Genomic DNA, 26,864 nt, shown 5'->3' with positions numbered 1-26,864 from the left:
CGAACCTCAATGCGCCAGCACCGGGGTGACCGGTTCACGGTCCGCCAGAACCTCCCGCACGTTGTCGAGCGCGAGAAGGCACATCCGGCTGCGCGTGGCCGACCCCGCACTCGCGATGTGAGGTTGCAGAACGACCGACTCGATCTCGAGCAGTTCGGGGTCGACGTGAGGCTCCCCCTCGAACGTGTCGAGCGCTGCACCGGCGAGCTTTCCCGACCGCAGCGCCGCGATGAGGGCCTTCTCATCGACGATCCCCCCGCGAGCAGCATTGATGACGTAGGCACCGTCCTTCATGCTCGCGATCGCCGCGGCATCGATGAGATGGCGTGTCGCGGGTAGGAGGGGCACGTGCACAGAGACGATGTCGGACTCCGCGAGAAGATCCGGCAGCGAGAGCATCCGCACCCCGTCGACCCGATCGCCCGGTTCATACTGCGGGTCGTAGCCGAGCACCGTCATCGAGAACGCCTGCGCGCGACGGGCCACCGCGCGACCGATCCTGCCGATGCCGATCACGCCGAGCTTGGTGCCGCCCGACAGATCCAGTCCGACGAACATGCGGGGACCCCACACCCAGGGTGTGCCGGATCGAACGAAACGATCCGCTTCGGCGACGCGCCGCGTGACGGCGAGGATCATCGCGAACGTGTGGTCTGCCGTCGCGTCGTCGAGCACGCCGGGAGTGTTGCTCACCGCGACTCCTCGGCGCTGCGCCTCGGCGACATCGATGTTGTCGAAGCCCACGGCGACATTGGCCACCAAGCGCAGGTTCGGTCCCGCCGCATCCAGGAACTCCGCGTCGACTCGCTCGGTGAGCGTCACGACGGCGGCGGTGGCGCCCGCGACATCGGCGAGCAGACGCTCACGGGTCGGCGGCTCGTCGACTCCGACGACAACCGGCAGCCCGAGCTCGTGGGCTCGACCCATCGCGTCGTCGGACAGGGTGCGAGCGATGTAGAGGTGGTTGGTCATGTCTGTGATCCTTCGTTGGGTCATGCCGCTTCAGCGGCGGGGGTGTGACTGCCGAGGGGGCGGGGTGGCGGCGTGCCGACGATCGCGGTCCAGCGGTCGCGGTACTCGTTCCACCGTTCCCCGACCGTGTCGCGCCACGACTCCCTCGGGTGGACGGGTCGTGAGATCGGCACCGGGAACACGGTCCCCTCGAGGGTCTCGAGGGCCATCGCCGCGGCGCCGATCGATGGCAGGTGGCTCTCGTCGAGCACACAGGTGTCCTTTCCGAGGATGTCGGAGAGGATCTGCGGCAAGGCGACGTCCGACCCGAACGCCCCCGAGAGCATGATGGGTCCTTGGTCATCGGCGACACAGCTCTCGATCACGAGGCGATCGGCGAAGAGCACCCCTTCGAGCACTCCGCGGGCCGCTGTGGCGGTGCGGGTGGAGGCGACGAGGCCGATGAGCGCCGTGTGCGGCCGGTTGAACCAGAGCGGACCGCGTTCGGGAACGACGTGCGGGATGAAGACGGGGGCGGATGCGGTGTCTCGCCGGCCGACGGCCCAGGCATCCTCGACCAGGCTCTGCACCGAACCTCCCGACCTGCCGTATCCCAGCAGGCGCGCACCGATCGCGAGTGCATCACCACCGTTCGTGACACCGTTGAGCAGCCACTGGCCGGGGCGCACGTCCGCACGCTGCAGCGCCTGTGCCCGGTTATCGGGAGCACCCACGCAGTTGGAGATCACGTGGGTGGTTCCCATGATGAACAGAGGAGTGCCGCCCTGCCGCGCACCGAGCGCGTAGGACGCCGCAGGGGTGTCGGCCGACCCCATGACCACGGGGATGCCGGCGGGGAGACCGAGCATCTGCGAGACGGAGGCGCGCAGCTCACCGAGCACCGAAAGCGACGCGCGGAGGGGAGGGAGAAGATCGAGCGGCACTCCGAGCGCCTCGAGCACGTCGGGCATCCAGCCCGTCGCCCTCATCGTGTCGTAGGCACCGGTGTACGAGGCCTGCGTCGCGTCGATCCCTGACTGGCCCGTGAGCCACAGGCCCAGCCAGGTGCCGACGAGTCCCAGATGGTGTGCTCGTGCGAGTGCTTCGGGCTCGTTCTTGGCGAAGAACGCGTGCGCGGCGATCATGAACGTCGCCGGCGACGGCCGGTTTCCCGACAGCCGCACGGCGCCGTCATCGACGAGCTCCAGGCCGGCGAAGGTCAGCTCCGCCATCTCCGGATGATCCCAGGTGAGGCCGCGCGCCAATGGCGCGCCATCGCGGTCGATGAGGAGCGCGGTGGGGCAATGCACCGACAAGCCGACTCCGCTCGCCTGGGCGGCGCGCGGCCCCAGCGCCTCGCACGCGCCCCGGATGGAGGCGACCCATGCGGTCGGGTCGACCCGCCCATGCTCGGCCGACCGAGCATGGGCGTGCGCGACGCGCGACCGCGCGTGCACTGTCCCGTCCGAATCGATCAGCGCCGCTTTGGTCGCGGTCGTGCCGAGGTCGATCCCCACGTACGTACTCATCATCGAGCCTTTCTGTCGTGCCTTCGGATCAGGCTGTGAGGAGTTTCTCCGCCTCCGCGGGCGACACACCGTCGTGGATGACGGCCTTGAGCGCACGGACCATCGCCGCGGGGTCGGCCGCCTGCCAGACGTTACGACCGGCGGTCATTCCGTGTCCGCCGGCTTCGACCACGGCGGCGGCCTGCTCGAGCACGTCGCGCGGGTTCTTCGCGGGCGCGCCACCGGCTGCGACGACGATCGCGGGGGTACCCGCGACTACCTTCCGGAACTCTTCGGCCGATCCGGTGTACCAGGTCTTGACGATGTCGGTTCCGAGTTCGGCCGCGGCTCGCGACGCGTAGAGCACCGCCTCGGTGGAACCCTTCCGATCGCCCCACAGCTCGCCGCTCGGGTAGGCGTGGCAGACGACCGGGATGCCCCAGACGTGCGCCTCTTCGACCACCTTGTTGAGCATCTCGAGCATTGCGACCTGGTGGGAGGATCCCGCGGAGATCCCCACCGCGACTCCGTCGGCACCGAGCCGGATGGCGTCCTCGACGGAGGCGATGGTCGCGTCGTAGGTCGGGTGGAAGTCCACGGAGAACATCGACGCCTTGAGGATCCAGGGAATCGGCGCCGGGTTTCCGCCGAACAGGTGTCCCGCGATCCCCTTCGTGATCGTCACGGCATCGGGGCGCCCGTCGGCGATCGAGGCGTAGGTCTCCGCCATGCTCGCCAGTCGGGGCGCGACTCCGCGCGGCACGGCCTGGTCGAGGGCGACGGTCACCGTGCGCCCGTCGAGACCGAACAGACGCCGGAGACGGATCTCGCGACCGAGACCGGCCGTGGTGCCCGTCGTGTTGAGTGCGTAGGCGTTCGTGGACATGGAAGGTGTTCCTTTCGAGGGTGCTGCGGGTGTGGTCAGGACCAGGGATCGACGCCGACGCGCATGTCCTTGCCGGATGCGGCGAGGGCGAGAGCGTCGACGGTCTGGGCGAGCGGGAGTCGAGAGCCGACGAGGTCGTCTACCTTCAGTCGGCCCGACGTGATGAGATCGGCGACAGCGTGGAAGCCGTCGAGCCGACAGGACGACGCGCCCACGATCTCCCACTCGTTGTAGTGGATGTCGTTGGCGACGATGGAGATCTCGGCCGCGGAGGCGAAGCCCGCGAAGACCGAGATCCGCGCACCCGGCGCGAGTGCCGAGACGTAGGGAGTGAGGGCGTCCGTGCGACCGATGGCCATGATGAGCACGTCGATGCCGCCGTCGCTCCACTCGCGAATCTGGTCGGACGCGCCTTCTCCGGGAGCAAGCACGAGGTCGGCGCCGGAGGCGGAGGCGACGGCGCGGCGCGCCTCGATCGGGTCCACGGCGGCGACTCTCGGGACCCCGAGGGCTTTCGCGAGCCGGATGTGCATCAGGCCGAGCGGTCCGCAGCCCACCACGAGCATCGTCTCGGCCTGCTGGCTGCGCACGAGCTTCTGAGCGTTGTAGGCGCACGCGGTCGGCTCGACGATGGCCGCCTCGGCCGCGCTCACGCCTTCGAGGGGGACGAGGTTCTTCACGGCACGGGCCGGCACGCGGACGAACTGCGAGAGCCCGCCCGGAAGCTGATACCCGAACGCGACTCGGTTGCGGCAGATGTTCTCGTGTCCCTTGCGGCACGCGGCGCATTCGCCACAGGGCACGAGGGGGTAGACGCAGACCTGCTGACCTTCGCGTACACCGTCGGGGAGTGATCCGTTGCTGTCGACGATGTGACCGGCGAACTCGTGACCGAGCACCGTGGGGAAGCTCACGTTGCGTGACTTCGTGCCGTCGAAGATGCGGACATCCGTGCCGCACAGCAAGGTGGCGTCCACCTGGACGAGCACATCCCCGGGCTCCAGGGTGGGCACGGGCACTTCCTCGACCCGAAGGTCCTGTGGTGCGCGAAGGATGGCTTGTCTCATCGTTGTTCCTTTCGGGAGGGTTCAGCCGCGGTCGTCTCGGGGGGATGGCGGCCATGCGACGGTGTAGTGGTCGTCGTGTGCGAGAACGACCTGGACTGCGCCGGCTGCGACAGCGGTGGCGATCTGCTCGCCGGTGGCGCCGGCGTCCGTCACCAACTCCCACGGAACCTCGAGAGGCGACCAGTAGGCGAAGTCCCCGTCGACGAGCTTCGAGGAGTCTGCGACGACGACGACTCGAGCGGCACGCCGCATCATGAGCGACTTCAGCGTGCTCTGATCCGGCGTACGAGACGCGACTCCGCGGTCGGGGACGATCGCGTCGACGCCCAGGAACGCGACGGCGGCGTACACCTGCCGGAGCATGCCTTCGGCGACGGGGCCGGTGATCGTCTCGTTGATCGCGCGGAGGTGGCCTCCGAGGGCGATGATGTCGACACCGGGCGCTTCCAGGAGGGTCGTCATCACGCCGATGCCGTTGGTGACGACGGTGACGTCCTCACGACCACGCAGCCCCTCGGCCACGCATGTGGTCGTCGTCCCGGCATCGAGGATGACCAGGTCGCCGTCTTCCACGTAGTCCGCGGCGACCCGCCCGATCGCCGTCTTCTGCGCGCTGCGTTCCGAGCGGCGCTCCCGCGTGGAGAGCTCGTGCGGCCGCACGAGGGTGACGCCGCCATAAGTGCGCGCGACCCCTTCAGCGCCTCGAAGGCGCGCCAGGTCACGACGAACCGTGGCGAACGACACGTTGAAGTGTGCGGCGATCTGCTCGACGGTGAGGTCCTGATCGCTCTGCTCAAGCAGCGCGAGGATCTGATTGCGGCGAGCATCACCTTTGAGGTCTCGCCGTCGGCCCGAGTGGTCGTTGTCCATGACCTCACCGTAAGACGCGCGATCCGCTCATGTCAAGTCAATACGCGTGTTTCGCTCATCTAAGCCGTCACCTTGCGCATCATGACCACGCTAGAACGCTTGATACGCGCACATATCTGCGATTGACACCGCAAGATGCGCGGTTCTATCATCATCGCGAGAGGCAACAGAGCCTCGCGCTCCTGAACACCCGACGTTCAGCAGTCACCCCACAGCGAACCCCCCAGTCCGCTGACGTACGAGGAGGTACCCATGACAAGCAGGCCCGTGGACAGTCGCGGACGCGTCCCGAGAATGGACGGCACGAAGGCATCGAAGATCCGGTGGTTGATCGCCATCGCCTGCGCGATCGGCCTCGCCATCAACTACATCGACAGGTCGGCGATCTCGGTGTCGCTTCCCTTCATGACGCAGGACTTCCATCTGACACCCACCGAGCAAGGACTCATCCTCTCCGCGTTCTCGTGGTCGTATGCCCTCATGCAGATCCCGGCCGGACGCTTGATCGACCGATTCGGTGAGCGCCTCATGTTCGGCGCATCCGTGCTGGTCTGGTCGGTGTTCACCGGGCTCACTGCGATCGCATCCTCGTTCGGCGTCCTCCTCGGACTTCGCCTCGGCCTCGGCATCGGCGAGGCCGGCGCCTACCCGTCGTCCGCGAAGACCGTCGCGCGCTGGTTCAACCCCCGCCAGCGCGGGCGCGCCACCGCCGTGTACGACTCGGGCGCGCGGATCGGCAGCGCCGTGGCCACTCCCCTGATCGTCGCCATCATCGCGATCTGGGGCTGGCGCTCCGTGTTCGTGCTCGCCTTCGTCATCGGCGTGCTCTGGACCGCGGGATGGTGGGCCCTGTACCGGCACCCCGAGGCGCTGCGATCGGTCAACCAGGCGGAGCTGGACTTCATCAACGAAGGACGAGCCGAGGCGCCCGCTACTCAAGAGCGGCCGATGGCGCTGGGCAAGCTGCTGCGATTCCGTACGGTCTGGGCCATGATGCTCGGCTTCTTCTGCGTGAACTTCATGGTCACCTTCTTCCTCACGTGGTTCCCGTCCTACCTCGTGAACGAGCGCGGGTTCGACCTGCTCGGCCTCGGCGTCTTCGGAGCGATCCCGCCGATCGCTGCCATCGCCGGTTCGTGGATCGGTGGGCTCGTGGGCGACGCGCTCCTCGCCCGCGGATGGACACTGACCCGGGTGCGCAAGACCTGCCTGGTGAGCGGAATGCTCATCTGCTCCGTCATCGCACTCGCCGCGGTCGCGCCCGAGTCGTGGCAGGTCCTGACTCTCATGTCGATCTCCTACGCTGCCGCCTCGTTCACGATCGTCACGATCTGGTGCCTCCCCGCCGATGTCGCTCCCACCGGAACGGTTGCCTCGCTCGGAGCGTCGCAGAACTTCTTCTCCAACATCGGCTCTGCCCTCAGCCCGATCGTGATCGGTGCGCTCTACGGCGCCACCGGATCGTTCGTGTTCCCGCTGGTGCTCAGCGGAGCCGTGGCTGTGGCCGGCGCGCTGATCTTCGGACTGATGCTGCGCCGAGTCGAGCCGCTCGTGCCGGCGGTCGAGAGGCTCGCGGTCTGAGATGACCGCCGTGCCGACCGTCCTGGTGTGCCCCGACAAGTTCAAGGGCACCGCAGACGCTGCAGAGGTCGCCGAAGCGATCGCGAGCGAGATCCGTCGACGCCGCTGGCTCCCCGTCGTCCGCCCCTTGGCGGACGGCGGGGACGGCACGCTGGACGCCTTGAGCAGTCCGAACCGGAGCTCCGTCGTCACGGGACCCCATGGCCGGCCGGTGACAGCGCGCTGGTATCTCGACGCCGGCACGGCGATCATCGAAGCGGCGGAGTGCTGCGGACTCGTGCTCGCGTCGACAGACGGCGTGAACGATCCGGTCGCGGCGACCTCCGTGGGCGTGGGAGAACTGATCCGGACCGCGATGGATGAGGGCGCGACGCGCATCCTGGTCGCCGTCGGAGGTGTGGCCACCACGGACGGCGGCGAAGCAGCCGCGCGCGTGGTGGGCCGTCTGCCCGCTCACGTGGACGTCGAGGTGCTCAGCGATGTCACCACCGCGTTCACCGATGCGGCCGAGAGGTTCGGCCCCCAGAAGGGGGCGACGGCGGAGGACGTCCAGACGCTGACCCTTCGACTGGCGCAGCAACGCGATCGGTACCTGGACCTCTTCCACGTGGATGTGAACCTGATCGCCGGCACAGGCGCTGCCGGTGGCCTCGCTGGCGGCCTCGCCGCCATCGGCGCCCGCATCGTGCCCGGGTTCGATGCGGTCGCCGACGCCGTCGATCTGGACGGGCTCATCCGACGCGCAGATCTCGTGATCACCGGCGAGGGCCGGCTGGATGAGACATCGTTCAGCGGCAAGGTGGTGGGCGGTGTGCTCGCGCGTTCGAACGCCCTGGAGCGCCCCGTCCTCGGTGTGGTCGGGAGCTCCGCCGTCCCCGGCACCGGCTTCCGACACAGCGCGCTCGACCAGGTGGTGGGCACGGCTCGAGCTTTCGACGACACCCTCCGCGCCATCTCGGAGACGACGCGCGCCGCGCTGGACCGGTGGTACTCGGAGTGAGCCTGGGCGGCTCCGGCGGCGCCACTCAGGGGCGATCGCGCGGAGGCGCGGGCGGCGGAGTCGCCTCGCGCAGTGCCCGCGCCAGCTTCTGCACCTCGACGGGCACGTCGTCGCCCGTGGCGGGCGCGTCGATCCACGGCGACCGGCCCGACGGCCACCACCGCAGACCCTCGGCCCAGACGAGGGTGCCGAGGGACTGCAGGGGCGCAGCACCGTCCAACACGATCGCACGCCGTGCTCGTACCTCGTCGGTCTCGGGGTCTCTGACCGGTTCGACCTCGAGCGCCCGGAGCACCCGACCCGCCGTCACGAGGTGTGCCGAACGCAGGGGTTCGCCGTTCCTTTCGCTGGGTTCGTCGGGCTCAGGAGGGCGCTCGCCCGTCGCCCAGGCCTCGCCCTCACTGACGTCGGGCGGACTGGTGGCCACTGCGCCGGCGAGCCCGTCGACCAGGCCCCGCACGAGAGTGCCCATGAGGCTCTCGGCGGGTGACTGCTGCCAGACCACCATGCCGTCGACAGTCACCGATGCCACCGCGAGCAGGTGATCGTCCGAGTCGGTGTCGATGCCTACCGTGACGAGACGATCGCCATGCTCCGTGGCGCGCCACATCACCCAGGGGATGCGTCTCGCCGGGTCGTCCGGCCATCGCTGCAGTGCCGCCACACCGCTCTCGTCGAACCATCGATGGACCACGACCGACGCGGCAGGATCCGCCGCCTCCCCGGCTGTGACGGTGAGAGAGCCCGCGCGCAACGCGCCATCCGGGTTGTTGGGCGCAGGCCAGGCGCAGACGGAGAACGAGACGTGCGGAGTGGTCACGGAGCGACGCTATCGACGATGCTGCTCGGCCGGGGTGGACTGTCCACGTACGGGGTGAGCGACCGCCCCACGAACGCAAGAAGCTCGCCGGATCGGGCGAGCTTCTGGCGGAGACGGAGGGATTTGAACCCTCGGTCCCCGTAAGGGGACTCCACCTTAGCAGGGTGGTGCACTAGGCCTGACTATGCGACGTCTCCAGGTGTCCGGCCGCGCGCGGCGCGAACACACCCGCCCATCATAACTGCTCGTCGCCCGGCCCACGAACCGGCCGACGCCGTCAGCGCTGCGCCTGCGTGCAGGTGACGTCGGCGGCGGTCTGTCCCGCGATCTGCGTCGGGAGGTCGACCGCGGTCTCGGTGGGCTTCGGGGTCGACGTGCCGCTCGGCGTGGGGCTCTTGGTCGGGGTTCCGGTCGCGCTCGGAGATGCCGTCGACGACGGATCGGGCTGCTCGGCCTCACCGACCACCTCGACGCCGTAGCCCTGGCTGGCGCTGCCGGTGAGCTTGATCTCCTTGTTCTCCTCGAGCGCGTCGAAGAGGACGGTCGCCGCCTGCGTCACGGGCAGCACGCGGCCGCCGCCGGGCGCGTAGACCGTCGGGTACTGGACGAAGACGATGTCCTTGTACGGCACGCTCTTGACGGCCATCGCGATCTGCACCATCCGCTGCGGGTTGGTCAGGGTGTCGCTGAGCACGAGCTGCTTGCTCTGCACCTGCGCGACCGCGGTCGTGGCGAGGTTGAAGAGCACGGCGGGGTTCGCGAGCACACCGTCGGACTGGAGCTTTCGCACCATCGAGCTCATGAACTGCTGCTGGTTGGAGATGCGGCCGAGGTCGGACCCGTCGCCGATGCCGTGGCGGATACGCAGGAACTGCAGGGCCTGCTTGCCGACGAGGGTGTGGTTGCCCTTCTTGAGCTTGAGCCCGGTGTGCTTGTCCTTGATGTCGTCGGCGACACAGACGTCCACGCCGCCGATCGCGTCGGACATGTTGATGACGCCGGTCCAGCGAATGGACGCCGCGTACTGGATGTCGACGCCGGTGAGCTCCTCGATCGTGAGCACCGAACACGCCAGACCGCCATACATGTACGACGAGTTGAGCATCTGCGCGCTCATCGCCGAATACGATCCGCCGTCGCCGGTGGGGCACGACGGAATGGGGACGATCATGTCGCGCGGGAACGAGATGACCGTCACACGGCGCGGCTTGTCGCTGATGTGGACGAGCATCGTCACGTCGTTGCGCTCACCCGCCGTGGTCCCGGCCTTGCACGCCTTGGACAGCTCGGCGTTGGCGCCCTCGCACGAGTCGGTGCCGACGACGAGTAGGTTGACGCCGCCCTCGATCTCACCGATCGACGGCGGGAGCGACTCCTCGCCGATGGACACGCTGTTGCGGTCGAGCGCCTGCGCCGCGTCCCAGACATAGAAGGCCCCGACGGCGCCCACACTGACGGCGACCACGGCGACCATCGCCCCGAGGACCGTCAGGATCTGGGCGAGCGGACTCGGCGAACGCTGGATGCCGTGGCGAGCGAGCGGCGCGCGCGTCGCACCTGCCGGCGTGGCGTCGGGGGTTTCGCTCACGACATGCCTTTCTGAAGCGGAGGGTGTGGGATTCGAACCCACGGGACATTGCTGCCCACCGGTTTTCAAGACCGGATCCTTCGGCCGCTCGGACAACCCTCCCGGCAGATGCACGGGGCATCCGGCCGACAGGGGTCGATTCTACTGGACTCGGGAACTCGACGATCGAGCACCCCCATTCTGGCCGAATTCGCCTGAGGGGCCGCTGTTAACCGCCCGCAGGGTCCGGTTGGTGCCCGAAGGCGGTCGCTCTCAGAGGTGCCGGAGAATCGCGGCCACGCCACCGGCGTGCACAGAAGACGTCGTCTCGGACGCCTCGCGCAGCACCTCTTCGGGGCCTTGTGCCATGGCGATGGCACGCCCGCCGTGCTCCCGTGCCCAGCGGAACATCCCCACGTCGTTGCGCCCGTCACCCATGACGAGGACGTGAGCGGGGTCGATCCCGAGCAGCACGCGGACGCGCTCGAGCGCCGTCGACTTGTCGACCCCCTGGGGCGCGATGTCGAGCCACGCCGACCAGCCCACGGCATACGACACCTTGTTGAGGCCGATGCGGCTCACGAGACCCACGAAGTCGTCGTCGGTGTCGTCCGGAGAGACCACCACGACGCGACAGACCGGCTGCGCGGCCAGGTCCTCGAACGAGACGCGCGCGGCCGCGCTGAGGTTCCAGTCGTCCATCGCCTCCGTGTACAGGCGGCGTCCGTCGGCGAGCTCGACCATGTACTTCGCGTCGGGGAGGTGCGTGCGCAGGAGGTGCAGGACCTCGGTGGGATCGAAGGTCTCGACGTGGAACCGGTCGTAACGGGTCTCGTCGGCGAGGTCACCACCGTGCCGCCGCATGATGACCGCGCCATTGGAGCACACGACGTACTCGGGCTCCAGACCCAGCACGTGCAGGATGCCCCGCGTCCCCTCCCACGACCGCCCCGTGGCCAGCATGACCTCGTGCCCCACGCGCTGCGCGTGAGCGACGGCCTCCAGCACACCCGGGCTCAGGGACTCGTCCTCGAGGAGGACGGTGCCGTCGATGTCGAGCGCGATGAGCAGCCTCCCGACCGCGACGTCGGGCTTCTCGGTGTCGGCGGCGATCCCTTCGACGAGCTTGGCCGCCTTCTTGGGACGGACGACATCGACCGAGCCGGTCGCGGGGAGACGCTCCTCGCCGCGTGCGCCCCGACTCACGCGATCGGCTCCGCGACCTCGAGCCCTCCGAGATACGGGCGGAGGACCTCCGGGATCACGACCGAGCCGTCCTCGCGCTGATGCGTCTCGAGGATCGCGACGATCCAGCGAGTCGTCGCCAGCGTCCCGTTGAGGGTCGCCACCGGTGTCGTCTTCGCCGCGGCCGCGTCGACGGCCGCCGGACGGTGCCGGATGTTGAGGCGACGCGCCTGATACGTCGTGCAGTTCGACGTCGACGTCAGCTCGCGGTAGGCGTCCTGCGTGGGCACCCACGCCTCGATGTCGTACTTCCGCGCGGCCGAGGAACCGAGGTCGCCGGCGGCGACGTCGATCACGCGGTAGCTCAGGCCGAGGTCGCGGAGCATCGCCTCTTGCATCTCGACGAGCCGCAGGTGCTCGGCCTCGGCATCCTCGGGGGTCGTGAAGACGAACATCTCCAGCTTGTTGAACTGGTGCAGGCGGATGATGCCGCGGGTGTCCTTGCCGTGCGAGCCCGCCTCGCGGCGGTAGCAGGTGGACCAGCCGGCATAGCGCTTGGCACCCGCCGACAGATCGAGGATCTCGTCCATGTGATAGCCGGCGAGGGGCACCTCGCTCGTCCCCACGAGGTAGAGGTCGTCGTCGTCGAGGCGGTAGACCTCGTCGGCGTGCTGACCGAGGAAGCCCGTTCCGCGCATCACCTCGGAGCGCACGAGGGTGGGCGGGATCATGGGCACGAATCCGGCGGCGAGCGCCCGCTCCATGCCGAGGTTCATGAGGGCCATCTCCAGCCGCGCGCCGATGCCGGTGAGGAAGGTGAATCGTGCCCCGGAGACCTTGGCCCCGCGCTCCATGTCGATGGCGCCGAGCTTCTCGGCGAGGGCGAGGTGGTCGCGCGGCGCGAAGTCGAACCGGGGGATCTCGCCGTGCCTGCGGAGGGTCACGAACGCGTCTTCGCCGCCGGCGGGAACGCCCTCGATGACGATGTTCTCGATGCGGCCGAGCGCCTCCGACGCGGCCTCCTCGGCCTCGGTGACCGCCTGCTGCGCGCTCTTGACGCGCTCGCTGAGCTCCTTCGCCTCGGCGACCAGGGCGGCCTTCTCCTCCTTCGGCGCCTGCGCCACCCGCTTGCCGTGCGCGTTCTGGGCCGCGCGCAGTTCCTCGAAGGTCGTGATGGCCGCGCGGCGGGCGTGATCGGCCGCGATCGCCGCGTCGACCGTGTCCGACGACTCGCCGCGCGCCTCCTGGGAGCGCTTGACGAGGTCCGGGTTGTCGCGGAGAAGAGCCAGATCGATCACCCCTCAAGTCTAGTGATGGGCTCGACCACCCCACTCTGGCGCGGGAGCCGCCTGCACAACTCCTCCACAACCGAGCCGACGTGGGCGCCCGCCCGGGCGGGGCCGGCCCCCGGCGCGCGGAGGGCGCACGAATCGAAGGAGTTGTGCAGACGGCATCCCGGAGATCACGCGTCAAGCCCTCGCCGCAGCCTCCTGCGCGGCAATACTCTGTACGCATGGCGACGCACGGTTCCTCCCCTTCCGACGCAGCCGCAGTCCCCGGGCCCGACCCGGAGCAGGCCGCGGCCCCCGACGAGGTGATCCGGGAACCGGACGACGTCGCCCCCGACACCACCGACGGCGAGGGCGGCGAAGCGAGACGGGTCGACGAGGAAGGCCGCACCGAGCCGCTCTCCGACGAGCCCGGCCGACCGAACCCCAAGGCGGCGCTCGTGTACAACCCGATCAAGGTCGACGGCGACGCGCTGCGAGAGCAGGTCGCGAGCCTGGCGAAGGACGCGGGCTGGTCCGAACCCCTTTTCTATGAGACGACGGTCGACGACCTCGGCGACGACGTCACGCGTCAGGCCTTGAAGGAGGGCGTCAACGCGGTGCTCGTGGCCGGAGGCGACGGCACCGTTCGCGCGGTCAGCGAAGCGATGAGCGGTTCGGGGGTGCCGCTGGCGATCGTGCCGAGCGGCACCGGGAACCTCCTCGCCCGCAACCTGCGGCTGCCGCTCGACAACCCGGAGTCCATGATCGCCGCCGCGTTCGACGGCGACGTGCTGCCGATCGACGTGGGGATCGCGACGCTCGCCCGCGAGGACGGGTCGAGCGAGAAGCGCGCGTTCGTGGTGATGGGCGGCATGGGGCTGGACGCCGCGATGATCGCCAACACGAGCGGCGACCTCAAGAAGAAGGTCGGCTGGGTCGCCTACGTCGACGGCGCAGCGCGGTCGCTCGTGAAGGCCAAGCCGTTCCCCGTGATGTACCAGGTGCCCGGCCACAAGGTGCACCGTGCACAGGTGCAGAGCGTGGTCTTCGCGAACTGCGGGTCGCTGCCGGCCGGACTCGAGCTGATCCCGGAGGCCTCGGTCACCGACGGCGAACTCGACATCGCGATCTTCCAGCCCAAGAGCGCGTTCGGCTGGCTTCTGGTGTGGCGGCGCGTGGCGTGGGACAACAGCGTGCTGCGTCGCTTCCGTGCCGGTCGACGGATCATGGCGCTGCGCACGAAGGACAACGCGGTGCGGTTCACCCGCGGGGTCGGCATCGACCTGGCCGCGCAGAGCGCGCAGGCGGTGCAGCTCGACGGCGATGAGTTCGGAGAGGCCACCCACGTCACGGCACGCATCGAGAAGGGCGCCCTGAAGGTGGCGGTGCCCCGCGGGCACGTCGTTCCGGGCGAGGAGCCCGCGCGCTCGGGTTCCGACGCCGACGCCGCGGAGGTCGCGGCCGCGTGAGCGCGACGACGTCGCTGGTCTGGCTCCGCGACGACCTGCGGCTGGCCGACAACCCCGCCCTCCGCGCAGCGGTCGACCGGGCGGCAGCGGTCGATCGGGCGGCGGACGGACGTGGGCGTGTCGCCGTGCTGTTCGTGCTGGACGAGGAGTCGGCCGGGGTCCGCCCCCTCGGTGGAGCCGCACGATGGTGGCTGCACCACAGTCTCGCCGAGCTCGCGACGCGCCTCGCCGACCGCGGCGGCTCGCTCGTGCTCCGGCGCGGACCGGCCGCCGACGTCGTTCCTGCGGTGGCGGCCGAGGTCGGTGCCGACGCCGTCTTCTGGAACCGCCGCTACGGCGGCGCCGAGCGCGAGATCGACACCGCTCTGAAGTCGAGCCTGCGCGATCAGGGCCTCACGGTGGAGTCGTTCGGGGCGAATCTCCTGTTCGAGCCATGGACCGTGCGCACCGGCAGCGATTCGCCCTACTCCGTCTTCACCCCGTTCTGGAACGCCTGCCTCGCGTTGCCCTCGCCGCGAGCGCCGCTGCCCGAACCGCGCACGATCGACGGCGTCGGCGCCCGGGGCGACGACCTCGACGACTGGGAGCTGCTGCCGACCGCCCCCGACTGGGCGGGGGGACTGCGGGAGAGGTGGCAACCCGGCGAGCTGGGCGCACGGCGACGCCTGCGCACCTTCCTCTCCGACGACCTCGGCGACTACGACCGCGCCCGCGACGAACCGTCGGCCGGAGTCACCTCCCAGCTGTCACCGCGCCTGCGCTGGGGCGAGCTCAGCCCCCACACCGTCTGGCACGAGACGATCGAGGCCGCCGGAAGCGGTGCGCACGCGGCATCCGCGCACCGGTTCCTGACGGAGATCGGCTGGCGCGAGTTCGCGTGGCACACCCTCTTCCACTTCCCCGATCTCGCCACCCGCAACTGGCGCGCCTCGTTCGACGCCTTCCCGTGGCCCGACGTCGACCCGTCCCACCTCGACGCGTGGCAGCGCGGCCGCACGGGAGTGCCGCTCGTGGATGCAGGGATGCGGGAGCTGTGGGAGACCGGAGTCATGCACAACCGCGTCCGGATGGTGACGGCGTCGTTCCTGACGAAGAATCTCGCCATCCACTGGCGCGAAGGCGAGCAGTGGTTCTGGGACACGCTCGTCGACGCGGATGCGGCAAGCAACCCTTTCAACTGGCAGTGGGTCGCCGGGTCGGGCGCCGACGCCGCACCCTACTTCCGCATCTTCAACCCGGAGCGGCAGGCGGAGAAGTTCGACCCGCACGGCTCGTACGTGGCCCAATGGGCACCCGACAGCGCCGACCTCGAGCCGATCGTGGACCTCGGCGAGACCCGCCGTGCCGCCCTGGCCGCGTACGAGCACGTCAAGCGCGCGCGATGATCCGCGGCGGCATCTGCAGAACTCCTCCGATCCGACGCGCGCCGCGCGCGGCGGGGGCACCAGCGCGCGGGTCGACCGGCCGACGCTCACGGATTGGAGGAGTTGTGCAGGCCCTCAGCCCTTGACGGCGCCGCCGAGGCCCGCCGATCGCAGGAACACCGACTGGAACAGCAGGAACATCACGATGGGAATAAGCGTCGCGATGGCCAGGGCGGCCAGGAACACGTCGAGCTCGGTCTGGCTGGCGACGTCGGGAAGCCTCACCGACAGCGGTTGCACCGCCGGATCGGGGAGCACCAGCTTCGGCCAGAGGTAGTCCTTCCAGGCCGCGATGATCGCGAACACCGAGACGACGCCGAGGATGGGCTTGGACATCGGCAGCACGATCGACCAGAACAGCCGGAACGCCCCGGCTCCGTCGGTGCGCGCCGCCTCGAACACCTCGCGCGGCAGAGAGTCGAAGAAGCGCTTGACGAGCAGGATGTTGAACGCGTTCGCGCCCATGGGCAGCCACACCGCGAGGTAGTTGTTCAGGAGCGATGCGTCGATGAACGGCGGCCGGACGATCGTCAGGTACAGCGGCACGAGCAGCACGATGCCCGGAATGAACAGGGTCGCCAGCACGAGCGCGTTGAGGATCGAGGCGTACTTCGGCCGCAGCACCGACAGCGCGTACCCGGCCGTCGTCGCGATGAACAGCTGCGTGAACCAGGCCCCGAGCGCGATGACGATCGTGTTGAGGAAGTACTGGTCGATGTGGATGTCGTTCCACGCGGTCGACAGGTTCTCCCAGTCGATGCCGTTCGGCCACAGCGCGAACGGCGTGGTGATGGTGTCCTGCGACGGCGTCACGGCGGCCTTCATCAGCCACAGGATCGGGCCGAGTCCGGCGACGACGAGCGAGACGAAGAGGAACGCGTGGACCACGCGCATGCCCCAGCGGGTGCCGGGGCGGCGTCGCTCCGATGCCGAGACGATCGAGCGCTCGGCGAGATCGTCGACGGACGTCCGCGCCTCCCGGCGGCGGCGCAGCCACGCGCGCAGTCCCTCGGGCGGACGCGTGCGGTCGAGCGAGGTGGTCATGAGGTGCTCCAACGGTTGGTGAGCCTGAAGTACAGCCACGACAGCACCGCCAGCACGATCGCCAGCAGCACCGACACGGCGGTGGCCTCGCCGTAATCCCCGCCGAGGCTGTTGCGGAAGGCCTTGTCGTAGATGTAGAGCAGGACGGTCTTGGTCGCCCCCGCCGGCCCGCCCCCCGTGAACAGGAACGGTTCCAGGAACACCTGGGCCGTGGCGATCACCTGCAGGATGAGCATGATGAAGAGGATCCCGCGCAGCTGCGGCAGCGTGACGTGCCACACCTTGCGCCAGATCCCGGCGCCGTCGACCTCGGCGGCGTCGTACAGCTCCGGCGGAACGCTCAGCAGCGCCGCGAGGTAGATGATGATCGATCCGCCGGCCCCCGCCCACGTCGCCTCCAGCACGAGCGACGGCATCGCCTGGGCGGCCGACGACAGCCACGGCTGGGGGCCGATGCCCACCCAACCCAGGACCGTGTTGAAGACGCCGTTGGGCCCCGCGTCGTAGAAGAACTTCCACAGCAGGACGGCGACCACCGGAGGGATCACGACCGGCAGATACGCGAGCGCGGAGTACAGGCCCTTGCCGCGCTTGACCTCGCTCATGAGAACGGCCATGAACAGCGGCAGCGGGAAGCCGAACAGCAGCGCGAGGAGCGCGAAGTACAGCGTGTTGACGACGGCGCGGCCGAGCTCGGGATCGCTCAGCACGGCGGCGTAGTTGTCGATCCCGACCCACTCGGAGACGATCAGGTTCGTCTTCTGCAGGCTCATGATCACCGACTGGACGATCGGCGACCACGAGAAGAAGAGGAAGACGAACAGCATCGGCAGCACGAACAGGAGGTTCGTCAGCCCGCCGCCGCGGAGCCACGTGAGTGGCGTGCGGCGCGGACGCCGCTCCGGTGGCGGCGGGGCGGAAGCCGTCGCGGGACGGTCCGGGAGGGTCAGCGTCATGGGAGTGCCTTTGCGGGTGCCTTCTGCGGGTGGGTGGGGCGTTCCGACTCGCTGCGTCACGGGTGAGACGCGGGCGAGCCGGAACGCCCCGGAGGGATCACTCGTCGAGCTTCGCCTGCGCGTCGGTCTGAGCCTGTGCGAGGAGAGCGTCGATGTCGGCGTTCTCATCGGTGAGCACCGTCTGGACCACCGTGTCGAGGAGCGCGTAGACCTCCTGGGTCTTCTTCTTGGGCTCCCCCACCGGCGTCTGGTCCCAGATCGAGTCGATGAACGGCGTCATCTGGTCACGGGGCACGTTGATGTACGGCTCGATCCAGCCGAGCGACTCCTCGTAGAGCTCGCGGCTGAGCACGGGCAGCACGGGGGTGCCGACGGCCTGCCCCGACTCGTTGAGCGTCTTGGCGTCGAGGATCGCCGCGTCCTTGTCCAGCAGTTTCTGCATGTAGTACCAGTCGATCCAGGTGACCGCTGCGGCCTTGGTCTTCTCGTCGACGGTGGGGCTGACCACGGCGATGTCGCCGCCGCCGAGCGTGCCGGGGTCGGCGCCCTCGGTGGGAACGACGGTGAGCCCGTACGACTCGGGCTTGAGGCCGAAGTCGCGCACGAGGGCGGTGTACACATCGGATCCCGACGTGTACATGCCGATGTTCCCGGCGGCGAACTCCTGGTTGATGGTGCCCCAGTCGAGGTCGACCTTGGAACCGAAGGAGTCATCCTCGAAGCGGAGGGCGTGGAGGAACTCGAGCGCCGCGCGAGTGCCGTCGTTGTCGATGGTCGAGGTCGCCGAGCCATCCTGCGCGTCGGTCTGGGTGCGTCCGCCGCGCGCGACGGTCTGCGCGGTCAGCTGCCAGCCGCCGGTGTTGTTGATCGCCATCTGCGCGTAGCCGGCCTTGCCGGTCTTCTCGGAGATCTGCTTGGCGTACTGGCGGACCTCGTCCCACGTGGTGGGCGGGGCATCGGGGTCCAGGCCCGCCTGCTCGAAGAGGTCCCGGTTGTAGTGCAGCCCCATCGCGTAGGCCTGGCGCGGGAAGCCGAAGATGCGTCCCTCGCCGTCGGTGACACCGTCGAGCACGATCGGGTTGAAGCTGTCGGTGTAGCCGAGCTCTTCGATCTCGTCGGTGACGTCCATCAGCTGGCCGTTCTCGAGAAGCGTCTTCGAGTCGGTGAACGGCACGGTGAACACGTCCGGCAGGCTGCCGCCGGCCAGCTGCACGGCGAATGTCGGGCCCTCCCACTCGTACTCGACGCCGATGACGTCGATGTCCTTGTGCTCGGCTTCGAACTGCTTCTCCTGGGCGGCGAAGGCCTCGTACGCGGCCGCGTCGGCGCCCGGCGGGAAGGTCGCAACGCGCAGCTCGACCTTCCCGTTCGAGGGACCGGCGGTGTCTCCGGCCGAGCAGCCGGCCAGTGCCCCGATGGTGGCCGCGGCGGCGAGCCCGGCGATCAGGATGCGTCTGGGTGACGTCATTGTCTGTTCCTTTCGTGCTGTGTTGTGCAGGGTTCGAGGAGCCGGCTCAGAGATCGAGCCAGAGGGTGGTGTCGGGAGGCAGCGCACCCTCCTCGAGGGGTGCGCTGGTGAGGACGACGGAGGCTGCGGCGAGCTCCGGCGGAAGGGCGAGCGGCGCTGTGCCGAGATGGGTGACCGAGACCCGTCGCTCGCCGCGGCGGAACGCCACCACGTCGTCGCCGAGCTCGAGCCACGAGAGCGACTCGGTGCGGAGGTCGTCGTTCGCGCGGCGCTCGGCCAGCGCAGCCCGGTACAGCCGCAGCATCGAGGCGGGATCCTCCTGCTCGGCGGCGACGGTGTAGTGCGCCCATTCAGCGGGCTGGGGCAGCCAACTGCCGCCCGTACCGAAGCCGTAGGGGGCACGCTCGCCCGACCAGGGCAGCGGCACCCGGCATCCGTCACGACCAGGGTCGATGCCACCGGAACGGAAGTGCATCGGATCCTCGATCGCCTCGACGGGCAGCTCCACCTCGGGAAGTCCCAGCTCGTCGCCCTGGTAGACGTACATCGTTCCGGGGAGCGCGGCCACAAGAAGAGCTGCCGCCCGGGCGCGCCGGGTGCCGAGAGCGAGGTCGGTGGGAACGCCGAAACGCTTGCGCTCGAAGGCGAAGCCGGAGTCCTCGCGCCCGTAACGGGTCACGGGGCGAGTCACGTCGTGATTGGAGAGCACCCACGTGGCGGGCGCCCCGACGGGAGCGTGCTCGGCGAGGGTGCGCTGGATGGAGCGTCGCATCGCCGCCGCGTTCCACGGCTGCGACATGAAATCGAAGTTGAACGCCGTGTGCATCTCGTCGCGGCGGAGGTACCGTGCGAAGCGCTCGGCGTCGTCGAGCCACACCTCGCCGACGAGGATCCGGGGTCGTTCGTAGCCGTCGGCGATCGCGCGCCACGACCGGTAGATGTCGTGGAGCTCGTCGCGGTCGACGTGCGGGTGCGTGCCGGGGGCGGGGGTGCCCGTCGGGAGCTCGGGCAGCCGGGGATCCTTCACGGGGAGCGCCGCCGAGTCGATCCGCACGCCCGCGACGCCCCGGTCGAACCAGAACCGCAGGATGTCCTCGTGCTCGCGGCGGACGTCCGGGTGGTTCCAGTTGAGGTCGGGCTGCTCGGGCGTGAACAGGTGGAGGTACCACTCCCCCGGCGTCCCGTCGGGGCTCGTCGTGCGGGTCCAGGTCGACCCCTGGAAGCTCGACACCCAGTGGGTCGGGATCTCCTCGCCGTTCTCGCCGCGGCCGGGGTGGAACCAGAAGCGCTCCCGTTCGGGGCTTCCCGGCCCGGCGGCCAGCGCCTTCTGAAACCACGGGTGCTGGTCGCTCACGTGGTTGGGGACGATGTCGATGATCGTGCGGATGCCGAGCGCGAGCGCTTCGGCGATGAGGGCCTCCGCCTCGACCAGCGAGCCGAAGCGGGGATGGATCTCGCGGTAGTCGGCCACGTCGTAACCGCCGTCGGCGAGGGGGCTGGGGTACCACGGGTTGAACCAGATCGCGTCGACGCCGAGCTCTTTGAGGTACGGCAGCCGGGCACGCACGCCGGCCAGGTCGCCGGTGCCGTCGCCATCGCCGTCCGCGAAGCTGCGGACGTACACCTGGTAGATGACAGCGTGGCGCCACCAGTCGGCGTCGGCTGCGCCGGGGGCGTCGACCGGGCTCGGGCGGCTCTGGACGTCCGTGTCCACTGTGCTCCTCGTTGTTCACACCCGGGAGATCCGGTGTGACGAACGTACACATTTTGGCTTTCTGTTGCAAGAACCGAACATTCTTACGTAAAAACGTGACCCCGCAAGTGTGCGCAAGATCACGCAAGCCGATGACGATTCGCGGACCGGCGATCACCGCCCGAGGCGGAGGTCAGCATCCGATCGACGCCCGATCGAGACCAGGGACGCCGCCGGGGAAGCACCGGCGGCGACCCCGCGGGAGGGTCAGAGAGACAGCGGAGCCGTGGACGAGCGCAGCACCAGCTCCGGCTCGAAGAGCAGCTCGTCGCCGACGGCCGCACCGCCCTGGATCTGGCTGAGGAGGAGCTCGATCACGGTCCGACCCATCGACTCGATGGGCTGGCGGACCGTCGTGAGGGGCGGTTCGGTGCAGCTCATGAGCGCGGAGTCGTCGAAGCCCACCACCGACAGGTCGGCCGGAACGGAGCGTCCCTGGCGGCGCGCGGCACGGACCGCGCCCAGGGCGAGGGGGTCGCTCGCACAGACGACGGCCGTCGCACCGGCGGCGATGAGGCGCGCGGCACCCGCCTGGCCCGACTCCAGCGAGTAGAGGCCACGCACGACGAGGTCGTCCAGAAGCGGGGCTCCGAGCCCGTCGAGCACACGGCGGGCGGCTGCCAGCTTGCGCTGCGACGGCACGTGATCGGCGGGGCCGAGGAGGAGCCCGATCCGGCGGTGTCCCAGTTGGTGCAGGTGGATGACGGCCTGCTCTGCCGCCGCCGCGTCGTCGGTGGACACGGTCGCGAACTGCAGCTCCGGGACGCGGGCGTTCACGAACACGGTCGGGAGGTTCACACGGCGGAGCTTCTCGTAATGCTCGTGGGCAGCGTCGGTCTGGCTGTAGTTGCCGCCGAGGAACACGACCCCCGACACCTGCTGCTGCAGGAGGAGGTCGACGTAGTCCGATTCGGTGATCCCGCCGGCGTTCTGGGTGCACAACAGCGGCGTGTAGCCGTTCTGAGTGAGGCCGCCCCCGACGATCTCCGCGAGGGCGGGGAAGATGGGGTTGGTCAGCTCCGGGAGGACGAGACCGACCAGACGAGCCCGTTCGCCGCGGAGTTTCGTCGGCCGCTCGTAGCCGAGCACGTCGAGCGCGGTGAGCACCGCCTGCCGGGTCGCATCGGACACGCCGGGCTTGTCGTTGAGCACGCGACTGACCGTCGCCTCGCTCACGCCGACCTTCCGGGCCACCTCGGCAAGACGCTGGGACATGCCGCACATCTTACGCAAGAGCTTGCGCAACCACGCAAGCTCTTGCAGAGCGAAGGTGAGACGCGCGGAGCCTCCGGTCTGTCGCGGCGGAGAGGAATGGCCGGGCCCGTGCGCGCGTTGCGGACGGGGATGAACGTTTCCGACCGTCCCGCGCTGTCCGTCCTCGACCTCGTCCCCGTGCGCACGGGCCAGAGCAGTGCGCAGGCCGTGGCGACCTCGCTCGACCTCGCGCAGGCCGCCGACCGTCTCGGCTACCACCGGTACTGGTTCGCGGAGCACCACAACATGCCCGCGGTGGCCTCCACCACTCCTCCGGTGCTCGCCGCCGCCGCCGCGTCGCGCACCTCCCGCATCCGCGTGGGAAGCGGCGGGGTGATGCTCCCCAACCACGCGCCGCTGGTCGTGGCGGAACAGTTCGCCGCCCTCGAGGCGATCGCCCCGGGACGGATCGACCTGGGCCTCGGGCGGGCCCCGGGCAGCGATCCGGTGATCACGCAGCTGCTCCGGATGAGCGGAACGACGAGCGACGTCGACCGGTTCCCCGAGCACATCCGCGACATCCTCGGTCTCGTCTCGCCGGAAGGATCACACGTGCGGCTGGTGAGTCGAGTGGGCCGCGGCGACGGCGACACCTACGCCGTGCACGCAACGCCCGCCGCCACCGGAACCCCCGAGGTCTGGCTCCTCGGCTCGAGCGACTACTCCGCGACGCTCGCGGCCGCCTTCGGGCTGCCCTACGTGTTCGCGAACCACTTCTCCGGCGAGGGGCTGGAGCGCGCCCTCGACCTCTACCGCACGCAGTTCCGCCCGAGCGACCTGCTCTCGGAGCCGCGCACCTTCCTGACCGCCAACGTGATCGCCGCGCCGACCGAGGCGGAGGCACGCGAGCGGATGCTGCCGCAGGCGCGCATGATGGCACGGCTCCGCGGCGGGCGGCCCCTCGTGGCCCTCGAGACGGTGGAGGAAGCGCGCGACGCCGAGAAGTCGGACGGCCTGGCCTCGGCGATGATCGAGTCGCTGCAGCAGCGGTGGTTCGTCGGGGACGGCGACGACGTTCGGCAACGCCTCACGGCATTCGCCGAGCGCTACGGCGTGGCCGAGGTCATGGTGTCGCCCGTCGCGGCCTCGTTCGACGACGAGCCCTTCGACACGGCTCCCGGCCGCCTGCAGACCCTCGCGCTCCTCGCCGGAGCCGACAGCACGTCCGGACGCTGACCTCGCGTCGGGCCAGCCGCTCCCGCCTCAGGACTCCCGCCCGGGCGTCAGGACTCCGGCTCTCCCGAGATGAGGGCCCGTAGCCAGTCCCGCGCCTCGACGAAGACGTCGTCGGAGTAGCGGTCCGGATAGTGCACGATCGCCCGGTCGGCGCGAGGATACGACCCCAGGTAGATGACCTTGGGGCTGAACCGCCGCAGCCCCAGCAGGGCGTCGGCCATGCGTTCGTCGCGGATGTGTCCGTCGGCGTCGATGACGAAGCGATAGCGACCCAGCGCATCGCCGATCGGACGCGACTCGATCAGCGACAGGTTGATGCCGCGCGTGGAGAACTGTTCCAGCAGCTCCAGCAGTGCGCCCGGACGGTCGTCGGGGAGCTCCGCGATGAGCGAGGTCTTGTCGGCGCCGGTGGGTGCGGGCGGCGCGGTGGTACGGCCGACGAGCACGAACCGCGTGACGGCGTTCGCGTTGTCGCCGATCCCCGAGGCGAGGAGCTGCAGATCGTGGTGCTCGAGGATCCCGGGGGGCGCGATCGCCGCCTGCGCATCGCTCGTGCCGTCGATCAGTCCCATGGCCGAGGCCACGTTGCTGGCCGCGGGAAGGTGCGCGTGCTCGGGAAGGTGCGCCGTGAGCCACTGCAGGCACTGCGCATAGGCGACGGGGTGGGCAGCGACCAGTGACACGTCTTCGAGCCGGGTGCCGGGGCGACCCACGAGGACGAAGCTCACCGGAACCAGGTACTCCCCCACGATCCGCAGACCCGGCATCGTGGCCAGGGCGTCCTGCGCGGTCGACACGCCCCCGTCGATGGAGTTCTCGATCGCGATCATCGCCGCGTCCGAACGGCCCTCGACGACATCGGTCAGCGCTTCCCCGACGTTGCGGACGGGGCGCCAGGTCTGATCCCGCGCCTCGGCCACCTGCGCGAGCGCCGCTTCGGTGAAGGTTCCGGCCGGGCCCAGATAACTGTATGTACGACGCATCGGACGCGGATTCTCGGGCTCGGCGGTCACGCCCTCAGCCTAGTCCCGCGCGGGACCGGCGCCTCCTCCGACCCGGGCGGCGTCGCACGAGCCGGACGCGCGCGGCCTCCCCCGGCGGCGCCGTGTGGCACCGTTCGCTCGGCGTGGGTAGATTCGCAAGGACACCGAGAAGCATCGGGAGACCCATCATGACCATCCGGCGCACGTTCGCCGCGGCGGCGCTGGTGACGGTGGCGTTCGTCGCCACAGCCTGCGACGCGACGCCCACCCCGCCCCCGAGCCCCTCGGCTCCCGCATCGACCGCCCCGTCGCCGAGTCCCAGCCCGACGCCCACCGCGGCGGCTAACGACGACCCCACCTGTCTCGTCGGATCGTGGGTCCTGGACGAAGAGGGGATGGGTGCCTACTACGCGCACGTCAACGACCTCCTCGACGGCACCGCCGAGATCAGCCCCGCGGGCGACGCGGTGCTGGAGATCGGCGACGACGGCTCGTTCGTGTGGCGCCCCGACGCCCGCATCACCTCCGTCGTGGCGGGGCGGAGCATGGAGGTCTCGCTCACGGGGACCCTGTCGGGCACGTACACGGCCGAACCGGGACGGATCCGCACCGAGGCCGACGTCGACGACCGGCTGGAGATCACCGGCACCGTCGACGGCAAGCCGGTGGACGCGAGCGGCATCGCGCAGCAGATCGGCGGGGTTCCGCTCGCCGACGCGGCCTTCACCTGCACGCCCACGACGCTCGAGCTGACGACGTCGCTCGTCGACACCGAAGTGACCACCACCCTCCAACGCCGGAACTGACCCGCCGCGTCTTTGCGGACGGCCGCACAGACTGTGGAGGCTCTGAGGGATTTCCCTGCCACCGCACACGCACACGGCGGAGGGGGCAGACTGGACGCATGAGCCGAGCAGGACATCCCGCCGAAGCATCCGATCTCATCGACATCGACGAGCTCATCGCCGCCTACTACGATCGCAAACCCGACCCGGCGGTACCCGAGCAGCGGGTGGCGTTCGGGACGAGCGGCCACCGCGGATCGTCGTTGACCGCGAGCTTCAACGAGGACCACATCCTGGCGACGACCCAGGCGATCGTGGAGTACCGGGCTGCGCAGGGGATCACCGGCCCCCTCTTCCTCGGCCGCGACACGCACGGTCTCTCCCGGCCCGCCGAGCGCACGGCGATCGAGGTGCTCGTCGCAAACGGGGTCGACGTGCGCGTCGACGCCCGCGATTCGTGGGTTCCGACCCCCGCCCTCAGCCACGCGATCCTCACCTACAACCGTGGCCGCGCGGCAGACGATGCCGGGCGGGCCGACGGCATCGTGGTGACCCCGTCGCACAATCCGCCGCGCGACGGCGGGTTCAAGTACAACCCGCCCCACGGGGGCCCCGCCGACACCGACGCCACCGGGTGGATCGCCGCGCGCGCGAACGAGCTGATCACGGCGGGCCTGTCCGGAGTCGGACGGGTGCGGTTCGCCGACATCGACGCCGACGGACTCTCGACCTACGACTTCCGCGAGGCGTATGTGTCCGACCTCGCCGACATCATCGACGTCGAGGCGATCGCTCGGGCCGGCGTGAGGATCGGCGCCGACCCGCTGGGCGGCGCGTCGGTGGAGTACTGGGCCCTGATCGGCGAGCGCTACGGCCTCGACCTCACCGTTGTGAACCCCGAGGTCGACCCGACGTGGCGATTCATGACGCTGGACTGGGACGAGAAGATCCGGATGGACCCGTCGTCCCCGTCGGCGATGGCGGCGCTGGTCGCGCGACGACACGAGTACGACATCCTCACGGGCAACGACGCCGATGCCGACCGTCACGGGATCGTCACTCCCGACGCCGGCCTCATGAACCCCAACCACTATCTCGCCGTCGCGATCGACTACCTTTACGCGCACCGTCCGGGATGGTCGGCAGACGCTGCAGTGGGAAAGACCCTCGTCTCATCGATGATCATCGACAAGGTGGTCGCGGCGCTCGGTCGTCGCCTCCTCGAGGTGCCGGTGGGATTCAAGTGGTTCGTCCCGGGCCTCCTCGACGGCTCGGTCGCCTTCGGTGGCGAGGAGTCGGCCGGGGCCTCGTTCCTCCGCCGGGACGGGTCGGTATGGACGACCGACAAGGACGGGATCCTCCTGTGCCTGCTGGCGGCGGAGATCCTGGCCGTCACGGGGAAGACCCCATCACAGCGGTACGCCGAGCTGGAAGCGGAGTACGGCGGTTCCGCGTACGCGCGCGTGGATGCGCCCGCGACCCCCGCACAGAAGGCCGAGCTCGCTCGTCTGTCGCCCGAGTCGGTGACGGCAACGACCCTCGCGGGCGAGGAGATCGTCGCCAAGCTGTCGCACGCGCCCGGCAACGGCGCCGCAATCGGAGGACTCAAGGTGCAGACCGCGAACGCGTGGTTCGCCGCGCGCCCGTCCGGCACCGAGGACGTGTACAAGCTCTACGCGGAGTCGCTGCGCGGGCCGGAGCACCTCGCTCAGGTCCAGGCCGAGGCGCGCGCCGTCGTGTCCGCCGCCCTCGACGGCTGACCCGCGAGGCGTGGGGCCGCCGCGGGGTGTGGGGCCGCCGCGGGGTGTCGGGCCGGAGCCGGGTGTGGGAGATCGTAAGAGAGTCG

The 26,864-nt window shown here is 69.7% G+C and carries 22 protein-coding genes and 2 tRNA genes; 7 read left to right on the top strand and 17 right to left on the bottom strand.

Going from position 1 to position 26,864, the window contains the following annotated elements; translation table 11 throughout:
• Positions 1-6: 6 nt before the first annotated feature.
• From QM591_RS06275 to QM591_RS06255, 5 genes are read right to left on the bottom strand one after another with little or no spacing between them, the layout of a single operon-like run.
• Positions 7-972, bottom strand: a complete 966-nt coding sequence (locus QM591_RS06275; RefSeq protein WP_415130695.1) for a 2-hydroxyacid dehydrogenase — start codon at positions 970-972, stop codon at positions 7-9.
• 20 nt (positions 973-992) lie between these two features.
• On the bottom strand, positions 993-2,480 hold the full coding sequence (locus QM591_RS06270; RefSeq protein ID WP_415130693.1) for a xylulokinase: 1,488 nt from the start codon (positions 2,478-2,480) through the stop codon (positions 993-995).
• 28 nt (positions 2,481-2,508) lie between these two features.
• Complete coding sequence (locus QM591_RS06265) at positions 2,509-3,345, bottom strand: class I fructose-bisphosphate aldolase (protein WP_415130691.1); 837 nt, start codon at positions 3,343-3,345, stop codon at positions 2,509-2,511.
• Between the two features lie 35 nt (positions 3,346-3,380).
• Positions 3,381-4,412, bottom strand: coding sequence for an alcohol dehydrogenase catalytic domain-containing protein (locus QM591_RS06260; RefSeq protein ID WP_415130689.1), 1,032 nt, complete (start codon positions 4,410-4,412; stop codon positions 3,381-3,383).
• Between the two features lie 21 nt (positions 4,413-4,433).
• Positions 4,434-5,282 carry a DeoR/GlpR family DNA-binding transcription regulator gene (locus tag QM591_RS06255; RefSeq protein WP_415130687.1) on the bottom strand — a complete coding sequence of 283 codons (849 nt, stop codon included), beginning with the start codon at positions 5,280-5,282 and terminating at the stop codon, positions 4,434-4,436.
• Between the two features lie 252 nt (positions 5,283-5,534).
• Here QM591_RS06255 and QM591_RS06250 point away from each other — a divergent pair, with 252 nt between their 5' ends.
• Together QM591_RS06250 and QM591_RS06245 are read left to right on the top strand one after the other, a co-directional pair.
• The gene (locus tag QM591_RS06250) at positions 5,535-6,863 is read left to right on the top strand and encodes an MFS transporter (protein ID WP_415130685.1); all 1,329 of its coding nucleotides are present in this window, start codon (positions 5,535-5,537) and stop codon (positions 6,861-6,863) included.
• Between the two features lies 1 nt (position 6,864).
• Positions 6,865-7,863 (top strand): glycerate kinase, encoded by a 999-nt coding sequence (locus QM591_RS06245; RefSeq protein ID WP_415130683.1) that lies wholly within the window; start codon positions 6,865-6,867, stop codon positions 7,861-7,863.
• Positions 7,864-7,888: 25 nt separating this feature from the next.
• Here QM591_RS06245 and QM591_RS06240 read toward each other — a convergent pair whose 3' ends face one another.
• The 6 genes from QM591_RS06240 to serS all read right to left on the bottom strand — a co-directional run bounded on the left by QM591_RS06240 (position 7,889) and on the right by serS (position 12,733).
• Entirely contained in the window at positions 7,889-8,683 is a 795-nt protein-coding gene (locus QM591_RS06240; RefSeq protein ID WP_415130681.1) for a hypothetical protein, read from the bottom strand.
• Positions 8,684-8,788: 105 nt separating this feature from the next.
• Positions 8,789-8,880, bottom strand: a tRNA-Ser gene (locus tag QM591_RS06235).
• An 80-nt stretch (positions 8,881-8,960) separates the two neighbouring features.
• Complete coding sequence (locus QM591_RS06230; RefSeq protein ID WP_415130679.1) at positions 8,961-10,271, bottom strand: LCP family protein; 1,311 nt, start codon at positions 10,269-10,271, stop codon at positions 8,961-8,963.
• 17 nt (positions 10,272-10,288) lie between these two features.
• Positions 10,289-10,373 (bottom strand) — tRNA-Ser (locus QM591_RS06225).
• Positions 10,374-10,523: 150 nt separating this feature from the next.
• Positions 10,524-11,456 carry an HAD family hydrolase gene (locus tag QM591_RS06220; protein WP_415130677.1) on the bottom strand — a complete coding sequence of 311 codons (933 nt, stop codon included), beginning with the start codon at positions 11,454-11,456 and terminating at the stop codon, positions 10,524-10,526.
• Positions 11,453-12,733: a serine--tRNA ligase gene (gene serS, locus QM591_RS06215; protein ID WP_415130675.1), complete on the bottom strand. Its 1,281-nt coding sequence runs from the start codon at positions 12,731-12,733 to the stop codon at positions 11,453-11,455. The genes QM591_RS06220 and serS overlap by 4 nt, the downstream gene beginning before the upstream one ends.
• Positions 12,734-12,948: 215 nt before the next feature.
• On the opposite strand from serS, the gene QM591_RS06210 reads away from it, so the two are divergent.
• A complete protein-coding gene (locus QM591_RS06210; protein WP_415130673.1) occupies positions 12,949-14,175 on the top strand; it encodes a diacylglycerol/lipid kinase family protein in 1,227 nt (408 codons plus the stop codon).
• Entirely contained in the window at positions 14,172-15,560 is a 1,389-nt protein-coding gene (locus QM591_RS06205) for a cryptochrome/photolyase family protein (protein WP_415130671.1), read from the top strand. The genes QM591_RS06210 and QM591_RS06205 overlap by 4 nt, the downstream gene beginning before the upstream one ends.
• A gap of 114 nt (positions 15,561-15,674) precedes the next feature.
• Here QM591_RS06205 and QM591_RS06200 read toward each other — a convergent pair whose 3' ends face one another.
• The 5 genes from QM591_RS06200 to QM591_RS06180 form a co-directional block, all read right to left on the bottom strand.
• Positions 15,675-16,643: a carbohydrate ABC transporter permease gene (locus QM591_RS06200; protein ID WP_415130669.1), complete on the bottom strand. Its 969-nt coding sequence runs from the start codon at positions 16,641-16,643 to the stop codon at positions 15,675-15,677.
• Positions 16,640-17,599, bottom strand: a complete 960-nt coding sequence (locus tag QM591_RS06195; protein ID WP_415130667.1) for a carbohydrate ABC transporter permease — start codon at positions 17,597-17,599, stop codon at positions 16,640-16,642. The genes QM591_RS06200 and QM591_RS06195 overlap by 4 nt, the downstream gene beginning before the upstream one ends.
• Positions 17,600-17,696: 97 nt before the next feature.
• Positions 17,697-19,067 carry an ABC transporter substrate-binding protein gene (locus QM591_RS06190; RefSeq protein ID WP_415130665.1) on the bottom strand — a complete coding sequence of 457 codons (1,371 nt, stop codon included), beginning with the start codon at positions 19,065-19,067 and terminating at the stop codon, positions 17,697-17,699.
• Positions 19,068-19,113: 46 nt separating this feature from the next.
• Positions 19,114-20,781, bottom strand: a complete 1,668-nt coding sequence (locus QM591_RS06185) for a glycoside hydrolase family 13 protein (protein WP_415130663.1) — start codon at positions 20,779-20,781, stop codon at positions 19,114-19,116.
• Positions 20,782-21,027: 246 nt separating this feature from the next.
• Positions 21,028-22,053: a LacI family DNA-binding transcriptional regulator gene (locus tag QM591_RS06180; RefSeq protein WP_415130761.1), complete on the bottom strand. Its 1,026-nt coding sequence runs from the start codon at positions 22,051-22,053 to the stop codon at positions 21,028-21,030.
• A 111-nt stretch (positions 22,054-22,164) separates the two neighbouring features.
• Between QM591_RS06180 and QM591_RS06175 the strand changes: the two genes are divergently transcribed.
• Positions 22,165-23,250, top strand: coding sequence for an LLM class flavin-dependent oxidoreductase (locus QM591_RS06175; protein WP_415130661.1), 1,086 nt, complete (start codon positions 22,165-22,167; stop codon positions 23,248-23,250).
• A gap of 47 nt (positions 23,251-23,297) precedes the next feature.
• Here the strand turns inward: QM591_RS06175 and pheA are convergent, their stop codons facing one another.
• Complete coding sequence (gene pheA, locus QM591_RS06170) at positions 23,298-24,233, bottom strand: prephenate dehydratase (protein WP_415130759.1); 936 nt, start codon at positions 24,231-24,233, stop codon at positions 23,298-23,300.
• A gap of 188 nt (positions 24,234-24,421) precedes the next feature.
• Between pheA and QM591_RS06165 the strand changes: the two genes are divergently transcribed.
• Both QM591_RS06165 and pgm read left to right on the top strand, forming a co-directional pair.
• Positions 24,422-25,039: a hypothetical protein gene (locus QM591_RS06165; protein ID WP_415130659.1), complete on the top strand. Its 618-nt coding sequence runs from the start codon at positions 24,422-24,424 to the stop codon at positions 25,037-25,039.
• Positions 25,040-25,137: 98 nt separating this feature from the next.
• On the top strand, positions 25,138-26,778 hold the full coding sequence (pgm, locus tag QM591_RS06160; protein WP_415130657.1) for a phosphoglucomutase (alpha-D-glucose-1,6-bisphosphate-dependent): 1,641 nt from the start codon (positions 25,138-25,140) through the stop codon (positions 26,776-26,778).
• The last annotated feature ends 86 nt before the right edge of the window (positions 26,779-26,864 follow it).

Source organism: Microbacterium sp. (assembly GCF_047607225.1).
GTDB lineage: Bacteria > Actinomycetota > Actinomycetes > Actinomycetales > Microbacteriaceae > Microbacterium.
Note: the sequence above shows the minus strand (reverse complement) of the source record. Positions and strands in the feature narration are given on the sequence as shown.